At 31.9% G+C, this 16,725-nt stretch carries 21 protein-coding genes, 5 tRNA genes, 2 rRNA genes and 1 other annotated feature; of the genes, 24 read left to right on the top strand and 4 right to left on the bottom strand.

All coding sequences use genetic code 11. The features are described 5' to 3' along the window. From C4R78_RS08640 to C4R78_RS08570, 15 genes are all read left to right on the top strand, one after another. Nucleotides 1–199 (top strand): 23S ribosomal RNA (locus tag C4R78_RS08640); the annotation flags it as partial. Between the two features lie 18 nt (nucleotides 200–217). Next, nucleotides 218–334, top strand: a 5S ribosomal RNA gene (gene rrf, locus C4R78_RS08635). 6 nt (nucleotides 335–340) lie between these two features. After that, nucleotides 341–417 (top strand) — tRNA-Asp (locus C4R78_RS08630). 3 nt (nucleotides 418–420) lie between these two features. Next, nucleotides 421–496, top strand: a tRNA-Thr gene (locus C4R78_RS08625). Nucleotides 497–548: 52 nt separating this feature from the next. Next, the gene (locus C4R78_RS08620; protein ID WP_103896656.1) at nucleotides 549–1,031 is read left to right on the top strand and encodes an HD domain-containing protein; all 483 of its coding nucleotides are present in this window, start codon (nucleotides 549–551) and stop codon (nucleotides 1,029–1,031) included. A 58-nt stretch (nucleotides 1,032–1,089) separates the two neighbouring features. Next, nucleotides 1,090–1,779: a response regulator transcription factor gene (locus C4R78_RS08615; RefSeq protein ID WP_103896655.1), complete on the top strand. Its 690-nt coding sequence runs from the start codon at nucleotides 1,090–1,092 to the stop codon at nucleotides 1,777–1,779. After that, nucleotides 1,769–3,115 (top strand): sensor histidine kinase, encoded by a 1,347-nt coding sequence (locus tag C4R78_RS08610; RefSeq protein ID WP_146057683.1) that lies wholly within the window; start codon nucleotides 1,769–1,771, stop codon nucleotides 3,113–3,115. The genes C4R78_RS08615 and C4R78_RS08610 overlap by 11 nt, the downstream gene beginning before the upstream one ends. 2 nt (nucleotides 3,116–3,117) lie before the next feature. Next, nucleotides 3,118–3,972 (top strand): GerMN domain-containing protein, encoded by an 855-nt coding sequence (locus C4R78_RS08605; RefSeq protein WP_103896653.1) that lies wholly within the window; start codon nucleotides 3,118–3,120, stop codon nucleotides 3,970–3,972. Between the two features lie 10 nt (nucleotides 3,973–3,982). Next, entirely contained in the window at nucleotides 3,983–4,495 is a 513-nt protein-coding gene (locus C4R78_RS08600; RefSeq protein WP_103896652.1) for a transcription repressor NadR, read from the top strand. Further along, entirely contained in the window at nucleotides 4,488–7,145 is a 2,658-nt protein-coding gene (locus C4R78_RS08595) for a UPF0182 family membrane protein (protein WP_159945873.1), read from the top strand. The genes C4R78_RS08600 and C4R78_RS08595 overlap by 8 nt, the downstream gene beginning before the upstream one ends. A 66-nt stretch (nucleotides 7,146–7,211) precedes the next feature. Next, a complete protein-coding gene (locus C4R78_RS08590; RefSeq protein ID WP_103896650.1) occupies nucleotides 7,212–8,315 on the top strand; it encodes an aminopeptidase in 1,104 nt (367 codons plus the stop codon). A gap of 38 nt (nucleotides 8,316–8,353) precedes the next feature. Beyond that, nucleotides 8,354–8,553, top strand: a binding site (T-box leader). Between the two features lie 43 nt (nucleotides 8,554–8,596). Next, the gene (serS, locus tag C4R78_RS08585; RefSeq protein ID WP_103896649.1) at nucleotides 8,597–9,877 is read left to right on the top strand and encodes a serine--tRNA ligase; all 1,281 of its coding nucleotides are present in this window, start codon (nucleotides 8,597–8,599) and stop codon (nucleotides 9,875–9,877) included. A 108-nt stretch (nucleotides 9,878–9,985) separates the two neighbouring features. After that, nucleotides 9,986–10,076: transfer RNA gene (locus C4R78_RS08580), tRNA-Ser, on the top strand. Nucleotides 10,077–10,098: 22 nt separating this feature from the next. Further along, nucleotides 10,099–10,190 (top strand) — tRNA-Ser (locus C4R78_RS08575). Nucleotides 10,191–10,225: 35 nt separating this feature from the next. Further along, nucleotides 10,226–10,302 (top strand) — tRNA-Arg (locus tag C4R78_RS08570). Nucleotides 10,303–11,138: 836 nt separating this feature from the next. Here the strand turns inward: C4R78_RS08570 and C4R78_RS08565 are convergent. From C4R78_RS08565 to C4R78_RS08550, 4 genes are all read right to left on the bottom strand, one after another. After that, complete coding sequence (locus C4R78_RS08565) at nucleotides 11,139–11,384, bottom strand: hypothetical protein (protein WP_103896648.1); 246 nt, start codon at nucleotides 11,382–11,384, stop codon at nucleotides 11,139–11,141. A 60-nt stretch (nucleotides 11,385–11,444) separates the two neighbouring features. After that, entirely contained in the window at nucleotides 11,445–12,632 is a 1,188-nt protein-coding gene (locus C4R78_RS08560; RefSeq protein WP_103896647.1) for a tyrosine-type recombinase/integrase, read from the bottom strand. After that, a complete protein-coding gene (locus C4R78_RS08555; RefSeq protein WP_103896646.1) occupies nucleotides 12,625–13,212 on the bottom strand; it encodes a Uma2 family endonuclease in 588 nt (195 codons plus the stop codon). The genes C4R78_RS08560 and C4R78_RS08555 overlap by 8 nt, the downstream gene beginning before the upstream one ends. 161 nt (nucleotides 13,213–13,373) lie before the next feature. Beyond that, nucleotides 13,374–14,057 (bottom strand): helix-turn-helix domain-containing protein, encoded by a 684-nt coding sequence (locus C4R78_RS08550; protein ID WP_173689760.1) that lies wholly within the window; start codon nucleotides 14,055–14,057, stop codon nucleotides 13,374–13,376. A 177-nt stretch (nucleotides 14,058–14,234) separates the two neighbouring features. Here C4R78_RS08550 and C4R78_RS08545 point away from each other — a divergent pair, with 177 nt between their 5' ends. From C4R78_RS08545 to C4R78_RS08510, 9 genes are all read left to right on the top strand, one after another. Then, nucleotides 14,235–14,438, top strand: coding sequence for a helix-turn-helix domain-containing protein (locus C4R78_RS08545; RefSeq protein ID WP_103896645.1), 204 nt, complete (start codon nucleotides 14,235–14,237; stop codon nucleotides 14,436–14,438). A 66-nt stretch (nucleotides 14,439–14,504) separates the two neighbouring features. After that, nucleotides 14,505–14,675 carry a hypothetical protein gene (locus C4R78_RS09410; RefSeq protein WP_008908332.1) on the top strand — a complete coding sequence of 57 codons (171 nt, stop codon included), beginning with the start codon at nucleotides 14,505–14,507 and terminating at the stop codon, nucleotides 14,673–14,675. Between the two features lie 25 nt (nucleotides 14,676–14,700). Continuing rightward, nucleotides 14,701–14,973 carry a hypothetical protein gene (locus C4R78_RS08540; protein ID WP_103896644.1) on the top strand — a complete coding sequence of 91 codons (273 nt, stop codon included), beginning with the start codon at nucleotides 14,701–14,703 and terminating at the stop codon, nucleotides 14,971–14,973. A gap of 138 nt (nucleotides 14,974–15,111) precedes the next feature. After that, nucleotides 15,112–15,342: a helix-turn-helix domain-containing protein gene (locus C4R78_RS08535; protein WP_008908330.1), complete on the top strand. Its 231-nt coding sequence runs from the start codon at nucleotides 15,112–15,114 to the stop codon at nucleotides 15,340–15,342. Further along, the gene (locus tag C4R78_RS08530) at nucleotides 15,320–15,559 is read left to right on the top strand and encodes a hypothetical protein (RefSeq protein ID WP_159945871.1); all 240 of its coding nucleotides are present in this window, start codon (nucleotides 15,320–15,322) and stop codon (nucleotides 15,557–15,559) included. The genes C4R78_RS08535 and C4R78_RS08530 overlap by 23 nt, the downstream gene beginning before the upstream one ends. Before the next feature lies 1 nt (nucleotide 15,560). Continuing rightward, entirely contained in the window at nucleotides 15,561–15,752 is a 192-nt protein-coding gene (locus tag C4R78_RS08525; RefSeq protein ID WP_103896642.1) for a hypothetical protein, read from the top strand. Then, nucleotides 15,724–15,927, top strand: a complete 204-nt coding sequence (locus C4R78_RS08520) for a hypothetical protein (protein WP_103896641.1) — start codon at nucleotides 15,724–15,726, stop codon at nucleotides 15,925–15,927. The genes C4R78_RS08525 and C4R78_RS08520 overlap by 29 nt, the downstream gene beginning before the upstream one ends. A gap of 4 nt (nucleotides 15,928–15,931) precedes the next feature. Further along, complete coding sequence (locus C4R78_RS08515; RefSeq protein ID WP_207654290.1) at nucleotides 15,932–16,414, top strand: replication protein; 483 nt, start codon at nucleotides 15,932–15,934, stop codon at nucleotides 16,412–16,414. Nucleotides 16,415–16,512: 98 nt separating this feature from the next. Next, on the top strand, nucleotides 16,513–16,725 hold a 213-nt coding region (locus C4R78_RS08510), incomplete at its 3' end, for a transposase (RefSeq protein ID WP_146057682.1).

The following is a 16,725-nucleotide window of genomic DNA, read 5'->3' as shown; positions in this document are numbered from 1 at the left end:
CTTGCCAAGGGCACAGCTGGGTAGCCATGTTCGGACGGGATAAGCGCTGAAGGCATCTAAGCGCGAAGCCCACCCCGAGATGAGATTTCCCACGCGAGAGCGGTAAGACCCCTGGAAGACTACCAGGTAGATAGGCCAGAGGTGTAAGCGTCGTAAGGCGTTTAGCTGACTGGTACTAATAGGTCGAGGACTTGATCTACTTGTGCAGTTGTGTATATCCGGTGGTGATGGAGGTAGGGAAACACCCGTTCCCATTCCGAACACGAAGGTTAAGCCTACCTTCGCCGATGGTACTAGGCTGGAGACGGCCTGGGAGAGTAGGTGACTGCCGGGTAAGTTTGGCCCAGTAGCTCAGCTGGTTAGAGTGCCGGCCTGTCACGCCGGAGGTCGAGGGTTCGAGTCCCTTCTGGGTCGCCAAATGCCGGCTTAGCTCAATTGGTAGAGCAACTGACTTGTAATCAGTAGGTTGTAGGTTCGAGTCCTATAGCCGGCTCCATAATCTAAGGGCAAGGAGAAATCCTTGCCTTTTTTTATTAGGAGGGATTTTTATGTTTTATAGAATAAAACAGTTTTTTCAAACCTTTGTTGCTAAGTTAGAGAAAAAAGATTATGATTTTATAAATTTTTATTTAAATTCTAAGGAAAAGGAATTATTTTATAAGTTAAACAAAGCTGATCAATATCATAGTTTAAAGGTTGCAAGACAAGTTATAGATAGATCAGTAAAAGAAGGATGTTATGATATACTTCTTGTTAAAGCTGCTCTTTTACATGATGTAGGAAAAATAAATAGCGGTCTTAATGTTTTAACAAAATCTATTATGGTTATTTTAGATAGAATGTTTTCTAGACAGCTAAGAAAAGTGAAAAAGATTAAGTTTATAAAATATTATTATGATCATCCTAAAATTGCAGTACAATACTTGTATCCTACAGATGAATATCTATTATTTCTTATTGAAAATCATCATAATTACAATATAAACGATAAAAAACTTAAGTTGCTGCAGGAGTGTGATTGCAAAAATTAGAATATTTTTAATTTATGAAAAATATGTTATAATAATATAAAAACTAGGGGGGATATTATTGAACTACAAAATTTTATTAATAGACGATGAAGAAAATATAGTAAAGGGTATTAAATATAATCTTGAGAACGAAGGTTATCAGGTTGATGTGGCCTATGATGGTGAGACAGCTCTTAGAATGATATTTGAAAACATTTATAATTTAATTATAATAGATATAATGCTTCCTCATTTTGATGGAATGCAAGTATTAAAAAAGGTAAGGGATAAATCAAAATCTATCCCTGTATTAATGCTTACCGCAAAGGGATATGATGAGGATAAAGTGAAGGCTTTTGAACTTGGAGCAGATGATTATCTAACAAAGCCTTTTAGTATTGCAGAGCTTAAAGCAAGGGTAAAGGCTCTTTTAAGAAGAGCTTATGAAGTATCTAATGTAAAAGTAGACATTATAAAAAGCGGAGATATTATGATAGATGTTGCTTCAAGAAGGGTAAGTATTTGTGGAAAATCTGTCGATCTTACAGCTAAGGAGTTTGATATATTGTTTTTACTTGTAACAAATCCTAAAAAAGTTTATAGCAGAGAATCTCTTTTAGAAATTATTTGGGGTTATGATTATGTTGGAGATTCTAGAACTGTTGATGTTCATATAAGAAGATTAAGGGAAAAAATAGAAAAGGATCCTGCAAATCCTCATTATATTTTAACTAAATGGGGAGTTGGTTATTATTATAATGGAGAATAAATTAAGATATAGGCTTGTGTTTTCTTACTTTTCTATTATTTTTTTGTTAATTTTTCTTATTAATATTTCTATATATTTTATACTTCAAAATTTTTACATAGAATCTAAAAAAAGTGATATTTTATTTGCTGCAAAGACGGTTTTAGATTATATAGATGTATATTCTAATAAAGTAGATAAAGAAAAAATAAAACAAATTCAAAAGGATGTTTATTCTAAAGTGGTTATTATAATGGACAATAAGGTTTTATATAATGATTTTAATAAAGTTATATCTTATAATGAATTTATGAAAAGCGAAGTATTTACCAAAAAAATAAATATATCCGGTGAAGACTTTTATTTGTTATCTTATCCCATATTTAAAAACGGTATACATATTGGCAATGTTATTTTTATAAATCCTCTTGAGGAAGCTTTAAATAGGATTATGAATATAGAAAAACAAATTTTATTTGTATCATTTGTTATTTTAGGAATAGTATTTTTATATAGTTTTTATATATCAAAGACAATAGTAACGCCTTTAAATACAGTAGTTGATGCGATTGAAAATTTAAAGGATGATATAGTTTTAAGAGAAATTAAGGTTGATGGATATAAAGAAATAAGAAGGCTTTGTCAGGCTTTTAATGAGATGAATAAAAGGATCGTAGAACTTGATAAAAAAAGAAGACAGTTTGTAGCCGATGCGTCACATGAATTAAAATCTCCTCTTGCAGGTATGAAAGTTTTAGTAGAATCTTTAATTCAAGGAGGTTTTGAGGATAAGGCTGTTAGGGATGAGTTTTTACAAAGTATAAATAAAGAGATAGATAGGTTATCTAAGCTTGTTAATGGGCTTTTGGAGCTTGCTCAAATCGAGAATGCAGATGAATTAAAAATGACCAGTTTAAATATAAAGGAACTTTTAAAGGAAGTTATAAAAAGTCTTGAACCAATTGCAAAATCAAAAAATATAAGCATATACTTAAATGGAGATGGTATAATTCTTAATTTAAATAGGGATAATATGTTTAGAGCGCTATACAATTTAATAGAAAATGCTATAAAGTATTCAAACGAAAATTCAAAAATAGATATATTGATAGAGAGGGATGATGTAGCTAAGATAACCATTAGGGATTATGGAATAGGAATTCCAGAGGAAGACCTTCCATATATATTTGATAGATTTTATAGGGTTGATAAAACAAGAGCAAGAAAAACAGGAGGAGCAGGCCTTGGGCTTTCTATTGTAAAGCATATAATAAAACTTCATAAGGGGGATATAGAAGTTAAAAGCAAAGTAGGGGAGGGAACTGCTTTTATAATAAAACTACCTTTGGAGGTATAAATATGAAGAGGATACTCACTACTTTGCTTTGTTTTTTTATTATTTTAGGTTGTAAAAGCCTTGAAACCAAAATAGAAAATATAGATGTAGACCAAAAAAAGCAACTAGTGAATATTATACTTTATTATCCTGATGCTTCAAACAAATTAAAGGCTGAAGAAAGAAAGACTTTCTTAAATGCTTCATTGGAAAGGACTATAATAGAAGAGCTTATAAAGGGGCCTAAAACTTTAGGATATAAAAATCCTTTTCCAAAAGGAACAAAACTTATTTCTGTATCTAAAAAGGATGATTTAATTATAGTGAATTTATCTAAGGAATTTATAAAAAATCATCCTGGTGGTAAAGTTAATGAGGAATTAACAGTTTTTTCTTTAGTAAACTCTTTAACCGAGATACCTGGAATTAGAAAGGTTTTAATTCGAGTTAATGGAAAAACTTATGATACTTTAAAGGGAAATGTTTCTATAAATGTTCCTCTTATGAGAAATAGAAGTTATTTTGATAGAGACAAAAAAGCTTTACCTAACGAAATTTTAAAAAGGCAAATGACTTTAGAAAAGGAAGGAAGGTGGCTTGAAGCCTACCTTTTAATGTCTGACGATGAGAACAATACTTATAGAAAATATTATGATGATTATGTTAAGGAGATGGAGGAGACTAAGGCATTAGGATTTTTAAACGCAGATTTTGTTGTAGGTGGGTATATATTAGATCCTACAAAACAAAAAGCAAAGGTAAAAGTAAATTTTTATCAAGTTGATAGCTCAGGTAAAAAGGTTTTAGGAAAAGATTTATACTTTACATGTGTTAATATAGATGGTGCATGGCTTGTAGATTGGTTAACTGCACAGTAGGAGGGATTTTATGAAGGGGGATGAAAGAAGATTACACATATTAAATTTATTGAAAGAATCTAAAGTTCCTATTAAAGGGGGGGAGCTTGCCGATAGATTTTCTGTTACAAGACAGGTAATAGTTCAAGATATTGCAATATTAAAAGCCCAAGGCCATAATATAGTTTCAACTCCTCAAGGGTATATTTTTTTAGGAGGCCAAAAAAGTTATTCTAAAGTCATAGCAGTTAAACATTCTAAAGAAGAAATAGAAGATGAATTAAAAACTATAGTTTCTTTAGGTGGAAAGGTGATAGATGTTACCATAGAGCATAAGGTTTATGGTGAGATAACAGGAAAGCTTATGTTAAAATCTTTTTATGATGTTGAAAAATTTTTAGAAAAGCTAAGGCAAAGTAAAGACAAGCCCCTATTAGATTTAACTGATGGGGTACATCTTCATACAATTGAAGCTGAGACACAAGAAGATTTACAAAGAATAGTTAATGCTTTAAAAGAAAGGGGATATGTTATTTATGATTAGGGGGAAAGTAAAAAATTTTTGGGGAAAAGCTATAGCTTTTACATTTGTTATTTTATTTTTGTTATCCATGATATCAGGTTTTTTAGTTGATATTCAATGGTTTAAGGAAGTAGGGTACTTGGGAGTATTTTTTACCTCATTTAAAGCAAAGCTTATTATATTTTTGCCATCTTTTTTCATTTTTTTACTGGTTATATATTTTTATGCTAGGTTTTTAACTCAAAGTTATATTCAAATGGGGCAGGTAGTTTATGATGATTTTTATTTAAAGAGAAGAAATAAACTTATGCTAATTATATCAAGCATCATAGCCTTTGTTATATCCTTTATATTTACAAACGCCTTTTGGTATAAGATTTTAGAGTTTATAAATGGAGAAAACTTTAATTTAAAAGATCCTATTTTTAATAAAGATGTAGGATTTTTTATATTTAAACTTCCATTAATACAAGCTATCCTTGGATTTTTTATGACTATGCTATTATTTCTTTTTGTAATATCTTTTATATTTTATGCTATTGAAAAGGCAAGAGATGGAATTGTCAGCATTAGCTTTATGAAAAATTCAAAATCAAGATTTTTTGCAAAGCAAATTGCTTATTTTGCTTCTGCATTTTTACTTCTTCTTTCAGCAGTTTTTTATATAAAGGCGTTAAATCTTGTATATTCCCCAAGGGGAGTTGCTTTTGGAGCAAGTTATACGGATATCAATGTTACTCTTCCGTTTTTTAAGGTTTTATCTTTACTTTGCTTGTTTGCTTCTTTTGTAATGTTCTTTTTTATATTAAAAAGGAATATAAAAGGAATTATATCTGTCGCCTTAATCATTGTAGCTTTAATACTTTTTGAAGAAATAGCATCCTTTGTAGTTGAAAAAATTATAGTGTCTCCTAATGCAAGGGAAAAGGAGATGCCTTATTTAAAATATAACATAGAATATACAAGAAAGGCTTTTGGGCTTGAAAATGTAAAAGAAAGGGAGTTTGATGTAAAAAACGATCTTACTTTAAAGGATATACAGGAAAACAAAGATACAATAGATAATATAAGAGTAACAGAATTTTCTCAGTCTTTAGAGGTATTTAATCAAATTCAAGCTATAAGGAATTATTATAGATTTAATGATGTTGACATAGATAGATATGTAATAGACGGAAGGTTGAGGCAGGTATTTATTTCAGCAAGGGAGCTTGATAATTCTTTAAGGGATCCTAAATTTCAAACTTGGCAAAATAAAAAGCTTTTTTATACCCACGGATATGGAGCTGTAATGTCATATACCAATACGGTAACACAAACAGGACTTCCTCAATTTATATTAAAGGATATACCTGTTTCAGGAAAAATAAATATTGATAAGCCACAGATATATTTTGGAGAGATAAACAATGATTATATAATAGTAAATGCTAGAAACAATGAAATAGACTATCCTTATGGAAGTGGAGAAAAAGAAACTAGATATGATGGAAAAGCAGGGATAAGGCTTTCGCCATTAAATAGAATTATTTTTGCTTTAGCTTATGGGGATTTAAATATTATTTTATCCAGCAATGTAACTTCCGATTCTAGGATAATATTAAACAGGGACATAGTAAAAAGAGTAAAAAAGATAGCTCCATTTTTAAATTATGATGAGGATCCCTATTTAGTTATTGCAAATGGAAGGTTGTATTGGATAATAGATGCCTATACTGTTACGGATAGATTTCCATATTCTGAACCTTATTTTGGAATAAACTATATTAGAAATTCTGTAAAAGTAGTTGTAGATGCCTATGATGGAAAAGTAGATTTTTATTTAGTAGATAAAAATGATCCTATAGCTTTAACTATAGGAAATATTTATAAAGGGATTTTTAAAGATATAAAGGATATGCCGCAGGAGATTAAAAAACATCTTAGATATTCTGAAGATGTATTTATGGTTCAAGCAACAGTTTATGAAAAATATCATATGAAAAATCCTATTTCCTTCTACAATAGCGAAGATTTATGGTCTATTGCAAAATATAAAAATTCTGATGGAAGTGAAAGACCTGTTGAAGCAGTTTATCAAGTAATGAAAATATTTGATGATGAAGAGTTTTTACTTACAATACCCTATACGGTTGCTAAAAAGGAAAATATGGTATCATGGCTGGCTGTTAGAATGGATAAAAATTTAGGAGAGATGCTTCTTATAAGATTTCCAAAGGAAAAGGCTATTTTAGGTCCTCAGCAGTTTAATTCTAGAATAAATACCGATATTCAAATATCAAGTCTTATAACCCTTTTAAATCAGCAAGGTTCAAGCGTAATATTAGGGGAAACAAATATAATACCAATTAAAAATTCACTTCTTTATGTAAGACCTTTATATCTTAAGGCACAAGGCGGAAAAAGTCTTCCTGAGCTTAAAAAGGTTATTGTAAATTATGGTGATACCTTAGTTATGGAGGATAACATAGGCCTTGCTATTAAGAAGTTGTTTAATCAAACTATTTCAGAGCAATATAATGAGGAGGATTTAAAAACTTTAATAGATAAGGCAGATGAGACATATAAAAAGGCTATAGAGGCTCAGAAAAATGGTGATTGGGCAGGGTATGGAAAGTTTATAAAAGAATTAGAAAATATAATAGAAAAGTTAAAACAAAAAGCTAAGTAGAAGGTTGTAAAGATGCGGTTCTATGGTATAATTTCCATAGAACCCTTTTTGATTGGAGGTTTAAAAATGGACAGAAGAATCGAAAAGCTTGCTGATGTTCTTTTAAATTATTCTCTTAAAATAAAAAAAGGAGATAAACTTTTAATATCTGGAGGAGAAGCTACGTTGCCTTTAATTAAGGCAGTTTATAAAAAGGCCATAGAACTTGGAGCATTTCCTCAAGTAGATATAGGAATTGAAGATTTAACAGAAATGTTATTAAAGTATGGTTCAGAAGAACAAATTACATATGTTCCAGAATCTCAAAAAAGAGCTTTTGAAACAGTTGATGCTATTTTAACTATATGGGGAGATGTAAACACTAGGTTTTTAACAAATGTAGATGCTTCAAAGATGAAGCTAAGATCAAGGGGAAGAAAAGAACTTATGGAGATATTCCATAAGAGAATGGCAAATAAAGAGTTAAGATGGTGCGGAACTCAATTTCCAACTCATGCAAATGCTCAAGAGGCTTCAATGTCTCTTTCTGAATATGAGGATTTTGTTTATGGTGCAGGATTTATCTATGAAGATGATCCAGTAGCAAGATGGATGCAGATAAAAAAAGAACAGGAAAAAATATGTGAATATTTAAACAAAAAAGAAACTTTAAGGATAGTCTCAAAGGATACAGATATTACGATGAGTATAAAGGGAAGAAAGTGGATAAACTGCTGTGGAGAGGAAAACTTCCCAGATGGTGAAGTGTTTACAAGTCCTGTAGAAGATAGTGTAAATGGTTATATAAGATTTAGTTTCCCAGGGATATATGCAGGAAGGGAAATTGAGGATATATATCTTGAATTTAAAGATGGAAAGGTTGTAAAGGCAAAGGCAGCAAAGGGAGAAGATCTTCTTTTAGAGCTTTTAGAAACTGACGAGGGAGCAAAGTTTTTAGGGGAAGTTGCAATAGGAACAAATTATGGAATTCAAAAGTTTACAAAGAATATGCTTTTTGATGAAAAAATAGGTGGAACTATTCATCTTGCTATAGGAAGGGCTTTCCCTGAAGCTGGAGGAAAGAACATGTCTTCAATCCATTGGGATATGCTTTGTGATATGAAAGAAGAAGGAAAAATATATGCGGATGGAGAGCTTATATATGAAAAAGGACAATTTTTGATAAAATAAAATTATTGCATTTTTTGAAAATATTGAGATATAATATATTAAAACCGGTGATGGAGAATAGTAGATAAGGTTTAAACTTAAGAGAGCCGGTGGTTGGTGCGAACCGGTGTTTAGCCTTATTGAATCCACTCCAGAGGGTTTGCGATGAGCAAAACGGTTTGTGGCCGTTATACCACAAAAAGTGGACCTTAAGGTCAAATAGGGTGGCACCGCGGAAGGTAAGCCTTTCGTCCCTTTGGGGATGGAAGGCTTTTTATTATAAATTTTAAGGAGGGGAAGAGATGCTAGATATAAAAAGAATCAGGACAAATCCAGAAGAAGTAAAGGAAGCTTTAAAAATTAGAGGAGAGGCCTTTACCCTTGATATGATAGACAAGGTTGTAGAACTTGATGAAAGAAGAAGACAAATACTTGTAGAGGTAGAGGCTTTAAAGAATAAGAAAAACACTGCTTCACAAGAAATTGCAAGGCTTAAAAAGGAAGGAAAAGATGCTGAGGAACTTGTTAATGAGATGAAGGAGCTTTCAGACAAAATAAAGGAAATGGATGATGAGCTTGCAAAGATTGAAGAGGAGATAGAATATTTGCTTCTTAGAATTCCAAACATTCCTCATAAAGATGTTCCAAAGGGAGAAACTGATGAGGATAATGTTGAAGTAAGAAGATGGGGAGAACCAAGAAAGTTTGACTTCGAGCCTAAGGCCCATTGGGATATTGGAGTAAATCTTGGAATACTTGACTTTGAAACAGCAGCAAAAGTTACTGGTGCAAGATTTACTTTCTACAAAGGGCTTGGTGCAAGGCTTGAAAGAGCCTTGATAAACTTTTTCCTTGATCTTCATACAGAAAAGCATGGATACATAGAAGTATTTCCACCATTTTTAGTGAATAGAAAGAGTATGACAGGAACAGGTCAGCTTCCAAAGTTTGAAGAGGATGCTTTTAAGGTTTCAGATTTTGATTATTTCTTAATTCCAACAGCTGAAGTTCCTGTAACAAATATGCACATGAACGAAGTGTTAGATGGTTCAAAACTTCCATTAAAATATGTTGCTTATTCAGCATGTTTTAGATCTGAAGCAGGTTCAGCAGGAAGGGATACAAGAGGCCTTATAAGACAGCATCAATTTAATAAAGTAGAACTTGTTAAATTTGCAGATCCACAAAAGAGTTATGAGGAACTTGAAAGCCTAACAAGGGATGCTGAAGAAGTTTTACAGCTTCTTGGACTTCCATATAGAGTTGTTTTGATTTGTTCAGGAGATTTAGGGTTTACAGCTGCTAAAAAGTATGACATAGAAGTTTGGATGCCAAGCTATGGAAGATACGTCGAAATATCAAGTTGTTCAAACTTTGAAGATTTCCAAGCAAGAAGAGCAAACATAAGGTTTAAGAGGGATCCAAAATCAAAACCAGAATATGTTCATACATTAAATGGTTCAGGCGTTGCTGTTGGAAGAACAGTTGCAGCAATACTTGAAAATTATCAACAAGAGGATGGTTCAGTAATAGTTCCTGAAGTTTTAAGACCATACATGGGTGGAATAGAAGTAATAAAATAGAAGTGTTACCCCACTTTTTAAAAAGTGGGGTTTTAATTTCCTATAGAAATTTTAAAAAATATGTTGACAATATTATATTAAGTTATTATAATAATAAGTGTCCGACACGGAGAGGTGGTCGAGCTGGTTTAAGGCACCGGTCTTGAAAACCGGCGTGGGGGCAACTCCACCGTGGGTTCGAATCCCACCCTCTCCGCCAATTTTTATATAGCATATGGTGTGGAGAAGTACTCAAGTTGGTCGAAGAGGCGCCCCTGCTAAGGGCGTAGGTCGGGAAACCGACGCGCGGGTTCGAATCCCGCCTTCTCCGCCAGAAGCCGCACAAAGTGCGGCTTTTTAACTAAACATGCGCCCGTAGCTCAGCTGGATAGAGTAGCTGACTACGAATCAGTTGGTCGGGGGTTCGAGTCCCTCCGGGCGCACCAGTATTTTCAAGGATTCCACAAATTGCAGTAAGTTGCAGTAAGCAAAAAATACTGCAATTTTACTGCAACGGGAGAAAAATTTATTTTGCAGGTTGTTATTTAGCAGCCTGCATTTTTATTTTGCTGCACAATTCCAAGGTTAATTATGAGTTAAAAGGACGTTATAAATTGGAACGTCCTTAACATGTGGCGATAAATTATCGATACCTTGCAGCCTTATGAGATAATCTAAAGGTATTGCCAAGTCGGTAATGCTTTTAAATGTGTCCGTAAGTTGGGGATACCTTAAAAATCGATTTTAGCTTTAACTGACGTCCAGAAATAGGAGCATATTTAAGGGGTAAAATATAGAGGTGATATATTTATACCTTTAGATGTTTTATTATTTAGTTCCTAAGGCTAAACATGGAGAGTAAGAATTTAAAATCGATTTTAGTTTTGACTCTATCGATGTGATATCGGAGTAGATGAGGTATAAAATCAAAGGGTAATATGTTTATACCTTTCAAAATTTTCATAGTTAAGTTTCAAAGAGAAAACGTTAGAAGGAAGGCCTTAAAATCGATTTTAAAGCTTCGGCCTTCTACAAGGGTTTGAAATTCGACCGGAAGTGGGCGAAGGAATGAATTTATTAATAATATATTGCAAGATACCTTACTATGGCAGGGTATCTTGCATAAGTGATTATTGAAACAAGAAAGAAGGGGAAAATTAAAGTTGCTCCACAAGGCCGGAGCAAAAATTAAAACCTTCCAGAAGGCCGGAACTTGAGGTTTTACACTTTTTGTGAAAAACTCTTATAAAGAAAATGGGGCGGCATTTTACCGTCCCATTTATTATTTTGCTATTTTTAGCTTAGTTATTTCATTCCAGTTTTTAGATGTTATATATTCAATAGTGTTAATATCATCTCTAATGCTATCAAGTTTTTCTTTAACTTTGGTTTTAAACTCTGTAAGGTCGGCCACTTGGTTAAATACTGCATTTAATTTTTTCTCCATGTTATCAAGTTTGTTGTTAATAGGTTCAAGTTTTTTATCAAGCAGTTCTTCAATTGCAGCCAAAAGATTTTTATTATCCATATAAAAAACCTCCGGAAGTGGTATTAATATTATAACACAAAGGGTAAAGGACATAAATAATCAGTTAGACTTTTTATTTTTATTATCTACTTCAAACAGATGATTAATTTTCATAGCTGCAGCTTTTTTAACTTCCGGTAAAACATGAGAATATATATTAAGCGTTGTTGTAATATCCTTATGGCCTAAAATTTCTTGGACTACTTTAGGATGTTCGTTAGCCTCAAGTAGCCTTGTAGCATAAGTATGACGCAGAGCATGGAAGTTTATATCGTCAATATTAGCTTTTTTAATTATTGCTTTAAATTTTCTATCAAGGTTTTTAGGGTCAATAGGTTTACCAAGTTCAGTGGCAAAGACAAGGTTATTATCTTCGTAAACTTCACCAGCTTTTAGCTTTTCTTCAAGTTGCTTTTTTCTATGCTCCTTTAATTCCTCTATTGCTGCGGGTGGTAATGGAATAATCCTAATCCCGGAGCTTGTTTTAGGTTCTTGAAATATTAAAATAGTATTTTTCTTTATACTTGGGTCAAAGTTCTTTACTCTTTTCAATGACCTTTTAACTTTTATTGTTCCTTCTTTCAAGTCCACATTATCCCACGTAAGAGCTAATAGCTCACCTTGTCTTAATCCCGTTGCAAGTGCTATAATAAAAGCAGCCTTTAAACGTTCTCCTTCAAGGGCTTGTAAAAATCTTTGTTGTTCCTCAAGTGATAATACCCTAATTTCTTTTTTACTTTGCTTAGGTAATATAGTTGCCTCTGTTACATTACGGGCGACTATATTATTTTTTACGGCCTGTTTTAATGCACCATGTAAAAGGGTATGAATATATTTAACGGTTCTTGGTGATAGGCCTTCTTTTAGCTTTTCATTGTAAAAAAGTTGTATATGCTCAGGCCTTAACTCTTTTAGCTTATAATGTCCTAATGCAGGGCTGATGTGATACCTAATCAAATACTCATAACTTTGCAGTGTTGAAGGTCTCAAGCTGCTTTTTTTATACTCAAATAGCCAAGTATTTAGCCAGCTGCCTAATGTAAGTTGTGAAGGCTCTACTAATACACCTGCATTATAGGAATTAATAGCCTTATTAATCTTATCGGCAACTTCCTGCCTTGTTTTCCCATAAAAGGTTAGCCTTTTAAGTTTGCCGTCCTCTTTTCTTCCAAGTGTAATTTGACCGCACCAAGTTCCGTTAGGTCTCTTATATATCGTTCCTTCGTTATTCCCTCTTTTCTTAGGCATTTATAACACCTTCTTTTAAGGTTTTAAAGTCAATGATTAGGTTTAAAGATTCTATTTTTAGTTTATCATCAAAGGTAAATTGTTCGGGTTCGGCATATTCGTTGTTTTCCTGCAGTTTATAAACAAGTATTTTAAAAGTATTAGGATTAATAATCCAGTATTCTTTAACTTTAAATTGGTTATACAGGTTTAGTTTTTTAACATAGTCAATGGCAGCCGAGGAAGGGGAAACAATTTCAATGATAAAATCAGGACTTCCGACAATGCCTTTATCGGTTAGTTTGCTTTTATCACATACTACAAAAAGATCCGGCTGAACAATGTTTTTAGATGAATAAATATCCTCACCTTCATTAATGAAAATAACGTCCAAGGGTGAGGAATAAACTTCACATGGTAGCTTGTTAGCTTTTAAATGATTATTGATTATAGTTACAAGCTCCACAATAAGTTTTTGATGTATTCTTGAAGGAGAAGGAGACATATTATAAGGCACACCATCAATAACTTGAATGTTTGTATTATCAGGAAGGTTTAAATAATCTTTAAATGTAAAAGGATTAAATGCAGTAAGGGGCATTTATAACACCTCTTTTAGATTAATTTTTTTACTTAAAGGGGGTCGCAAGTTGCGATACCCTTTAATGGAATCCGGTTATTGCTGCAGAGCTGAGATATACTATGTTTAAGGTTGGTGATTTAGCGGGGTTTGTGATATTAGTTAAGCACTTATAAAATATATTAGTTTTTTTGAGTTAGTTTATTAATTAGTTCAATAAATGTATTAAACGAAATAGGGTCTTTTTTTTCTAATATTCTTAATGTAATGAATGATAGAATTTCATCAAAATTTTTATCTATTTCGGAATATATTTCTTTAAGCTTTTCGTTAGCTTCAATTGAAATGGTATTAGCAAATACTTTAACTTTTGCTACTTCCAAATCTAATGATAGATTATCAATGGTGCTTGTTATTAATAAGGACTTATCAGTATTTACTTTTTTAAATTCTATAATAACTTCTTCAATAAGTTTTACTATGTTTTCAAACAAAGATATAAAATGAATACCAACAATATAATCTATTTTCAATAGTTCAATTGTTTTTTTTCTTATTTGTAAAAGGGTGCTTATAATTTTTTCTTTTTTCTCAATTTGTTCAATATTTTCTAACTCAATTAGCTTAATATTTTTAAATTCAATTTCTTCTTCCCAAGTCCTAAAATCACTTCTTCCTATCAAATAATCAGTTGTAACTTTAAAATAATCAGCTAATTTAATTAAATTATCAAAATTTGGTTCTCTATTTCCATTTTCATAATTGGCTATTGTTTGAGTTGATACATTAAGTTCTTCAGCTAATTCATTTCTTGAGACACTTTTTTCTTCTCTTAATTTTTTTAATCTTTCACTAAACAAACTCAACTTATCACACCTCCTACAAACAATTAGTTTAACTTTAATTATAAAACAAACTTATAGAATTAACAATATAAAAACTAAACGAATAACACAAAAAATATTTTAAACTTTATGTTGACATTAACAAACTGTTTGATATAATAAAATTGTAAAAACAAATAGAATAAGAGAGGTGATGTTATGATTAACACTTTTGGAGAAAAAATCAAGCATTTAAGAGTAAAAAAAGGATTTAGTTTAAGAGAATTAAGTCAAAAAACAGGAATTGCTTTTTCTACTTTATCCCTAATTGAAAATGGTAAATCCTCACCAAGGCCTAAAACAGCAAAGGCCATAGCTGACGCATTGGAAGTTGACTTTGACGAGATTTTCAAAATCGTATGACATCGTAAATTACAAGGGCATGACTTCCTAAGTTGGAAAGACATATAAACGAAAGGTGGTGATAAAATGTGTCAATACATCCAGCAGCAAGAAAACATAATTGAAGGCCTAATCAACGACATAAAGAATCTAAGTTCTCAAAATGCGGAGCTTATGATAAGGCTAAAGATACTTAAGACGGAAAATGAGCTTTTAAGAAGAAAATTAGAGCAGCTGGAGAGCTGCAGGGAAAATTAAATTACAAAAGAAAGGGGTTTTAAGTATGTCAAAGTTATCACTTGAGGAAAGGGAAACAATAATCCTATTCAACGAAAAGGACAAAGAGGCAGAGATTTTCACTTATAACAAGCCTTTGATAAGAAAGCTTAAAAAGTATGCAGAGGCGAATCCGGAAGGAGTTAAATTTAAAAAAGATAATGGCGATGGTGGGTTAACCTTTATTGTATTGAAAAATTGGTTATCAGTTAGGCCTCCGAGAAAACTATCAACAAAACAAAAAGAGATTTTAGTCAATAGGTTAAAAGGTCAATTTTAAAATCAAAATTATTTTAAAAAGTTCCCAGAGGAGAGTATATTTTAGCACATCAAACACCGAGGTAATACATTTACACCTTTAAAAAATTTCATATCAAAAAAGTGCCTATTTAATAAGCAAAGGAAAGGGGTCTTTGATATGGAGCAAAAGCAATATGAAATTTACACAGACGACGCATTGAAGGAAAAGATACAAAGGCTAACGCTAAACATTGATGAGGCTGCAAAGTTGTTAGGTGTAAGTTACAATACAATGCTTAACTTGGTGCATAGGAAGGACTTCCCTAAGATACAGGCAGCTAAAAGAAGAATCTTAATTCCTAAAGAGGCCTTCTTTAAATGGGTGAATGAGGCAGCATGGAAGGAATAAAGGTTCGGAATATTCTTCCGGAGCTGCAGCCATGAAAGGTGGTGATAAATTGACAAGGCTTGAGAAGTTAAAAATGCAGCAAATAAGGTTACTAAAAAGGCTTGTAATGAAAGATGTAATTGAAAATCCTATGAAAAAAGAAAAGATAATTGAAAGGACGCAAAGAATAGTAAGAGCAAGACAAAGGTTAGAAAAAAGAATACATGGGAGGGTTTAAGGTGGAAACTGCTAAAGCTGATGAATTAAAGTTGGACGAGCATATTTTGAAAATCACAATTAATGGGGTTGTAATATATGAATCCGAAAAGGTTAAAAGACTTAGAGAGTTAGGAATAAAGTTCTTTCAGGTAAATGATATTTACTATAAGGGGGACAAGCAAAATGAAAATATCAGCAGCAAGGATAAATAAATGCTCCTCTTTAAAGGAGCTGCAGGAAAGATATAAATGCTTAATTGTTAAAAGGATTGCAGTAAATAGCCTAAAGTTTATCGTAACTTATTCCAACGGCTGCATTATAGCAGTTATAAATTCAAACGTTTGGAATGGGGGATTTTCGAACAAAAAATCTCAAAGGAGAAGGTGAATAAATGGCACATTACAGACAAGTTCATACGAATTTTTGGCAAGATAGTTTTATATTGGAGCTTACACCAGAAGAAAAGTATTTTTATATTTATCTTCTAACAAATAGCAAAACAAGTCAATGCGGTATTTATGAATTGCCTAAAAAAGTGATGGAGATTGAAACAGGCTATAATAGGGAAACAATTGATAAGTTACTACAAAGGTTCATTGAATATGGAAAAATTAAATATGATGAGATGACTAAAGAAGTTTTTGTTGTTAACTGGATTAAATATAACAAAATTGATAGTCCTAAAGTTAAGGCATGCATAGTAAAGGAGCTGCAGCAAGTAAAAAACAAACAATTTACTAAAGATTTTATTACCCTATGTAAGCAGTATGGATATAGTATAGATACCCTATTTATAGACTATGGGGAAGAAAAAGAAGAAGAAAAAGAAAAAGAAGAAGAAAAAGAAAAAGAATATAATAATACAGATTGTTGACAAAGTATAATTTTAAAAAGAGAATCCATCACAAAAAAAGGATTCTCTTTTTTTATGTCGAAATATAATAATATACGAAGTAATAAAGGAGGATAAGTATGCTAACAATCAACAAAGATAAAATTCGTAGAGAACAAGTTGAATTTATCTCTGTTGACCAATTGGTTCCAGAAGATCATTTAGTTAGAAAAATAGAAAAAGCTATCAATTTTGATTTCATATATGATCTTGTAAAGGACATGTATTGCTTAAATAATGGGAGACCAAGCATAGATCCTGTTGTATTAATTAAAATAGTTTTAATTCAATAT

Source organism: Caloramator fervidus (assembly GCF_900108045.1).
Classification (GTDB): domain Bacteria; phylum Bacillota; class Clostridia; order Clostridiales; family Caloramatoraceae; genus Caloramator; species Caloramator fervidus.
This window is presented reverse-complemented; position numbering and strand designations above follow the sequence as displayed.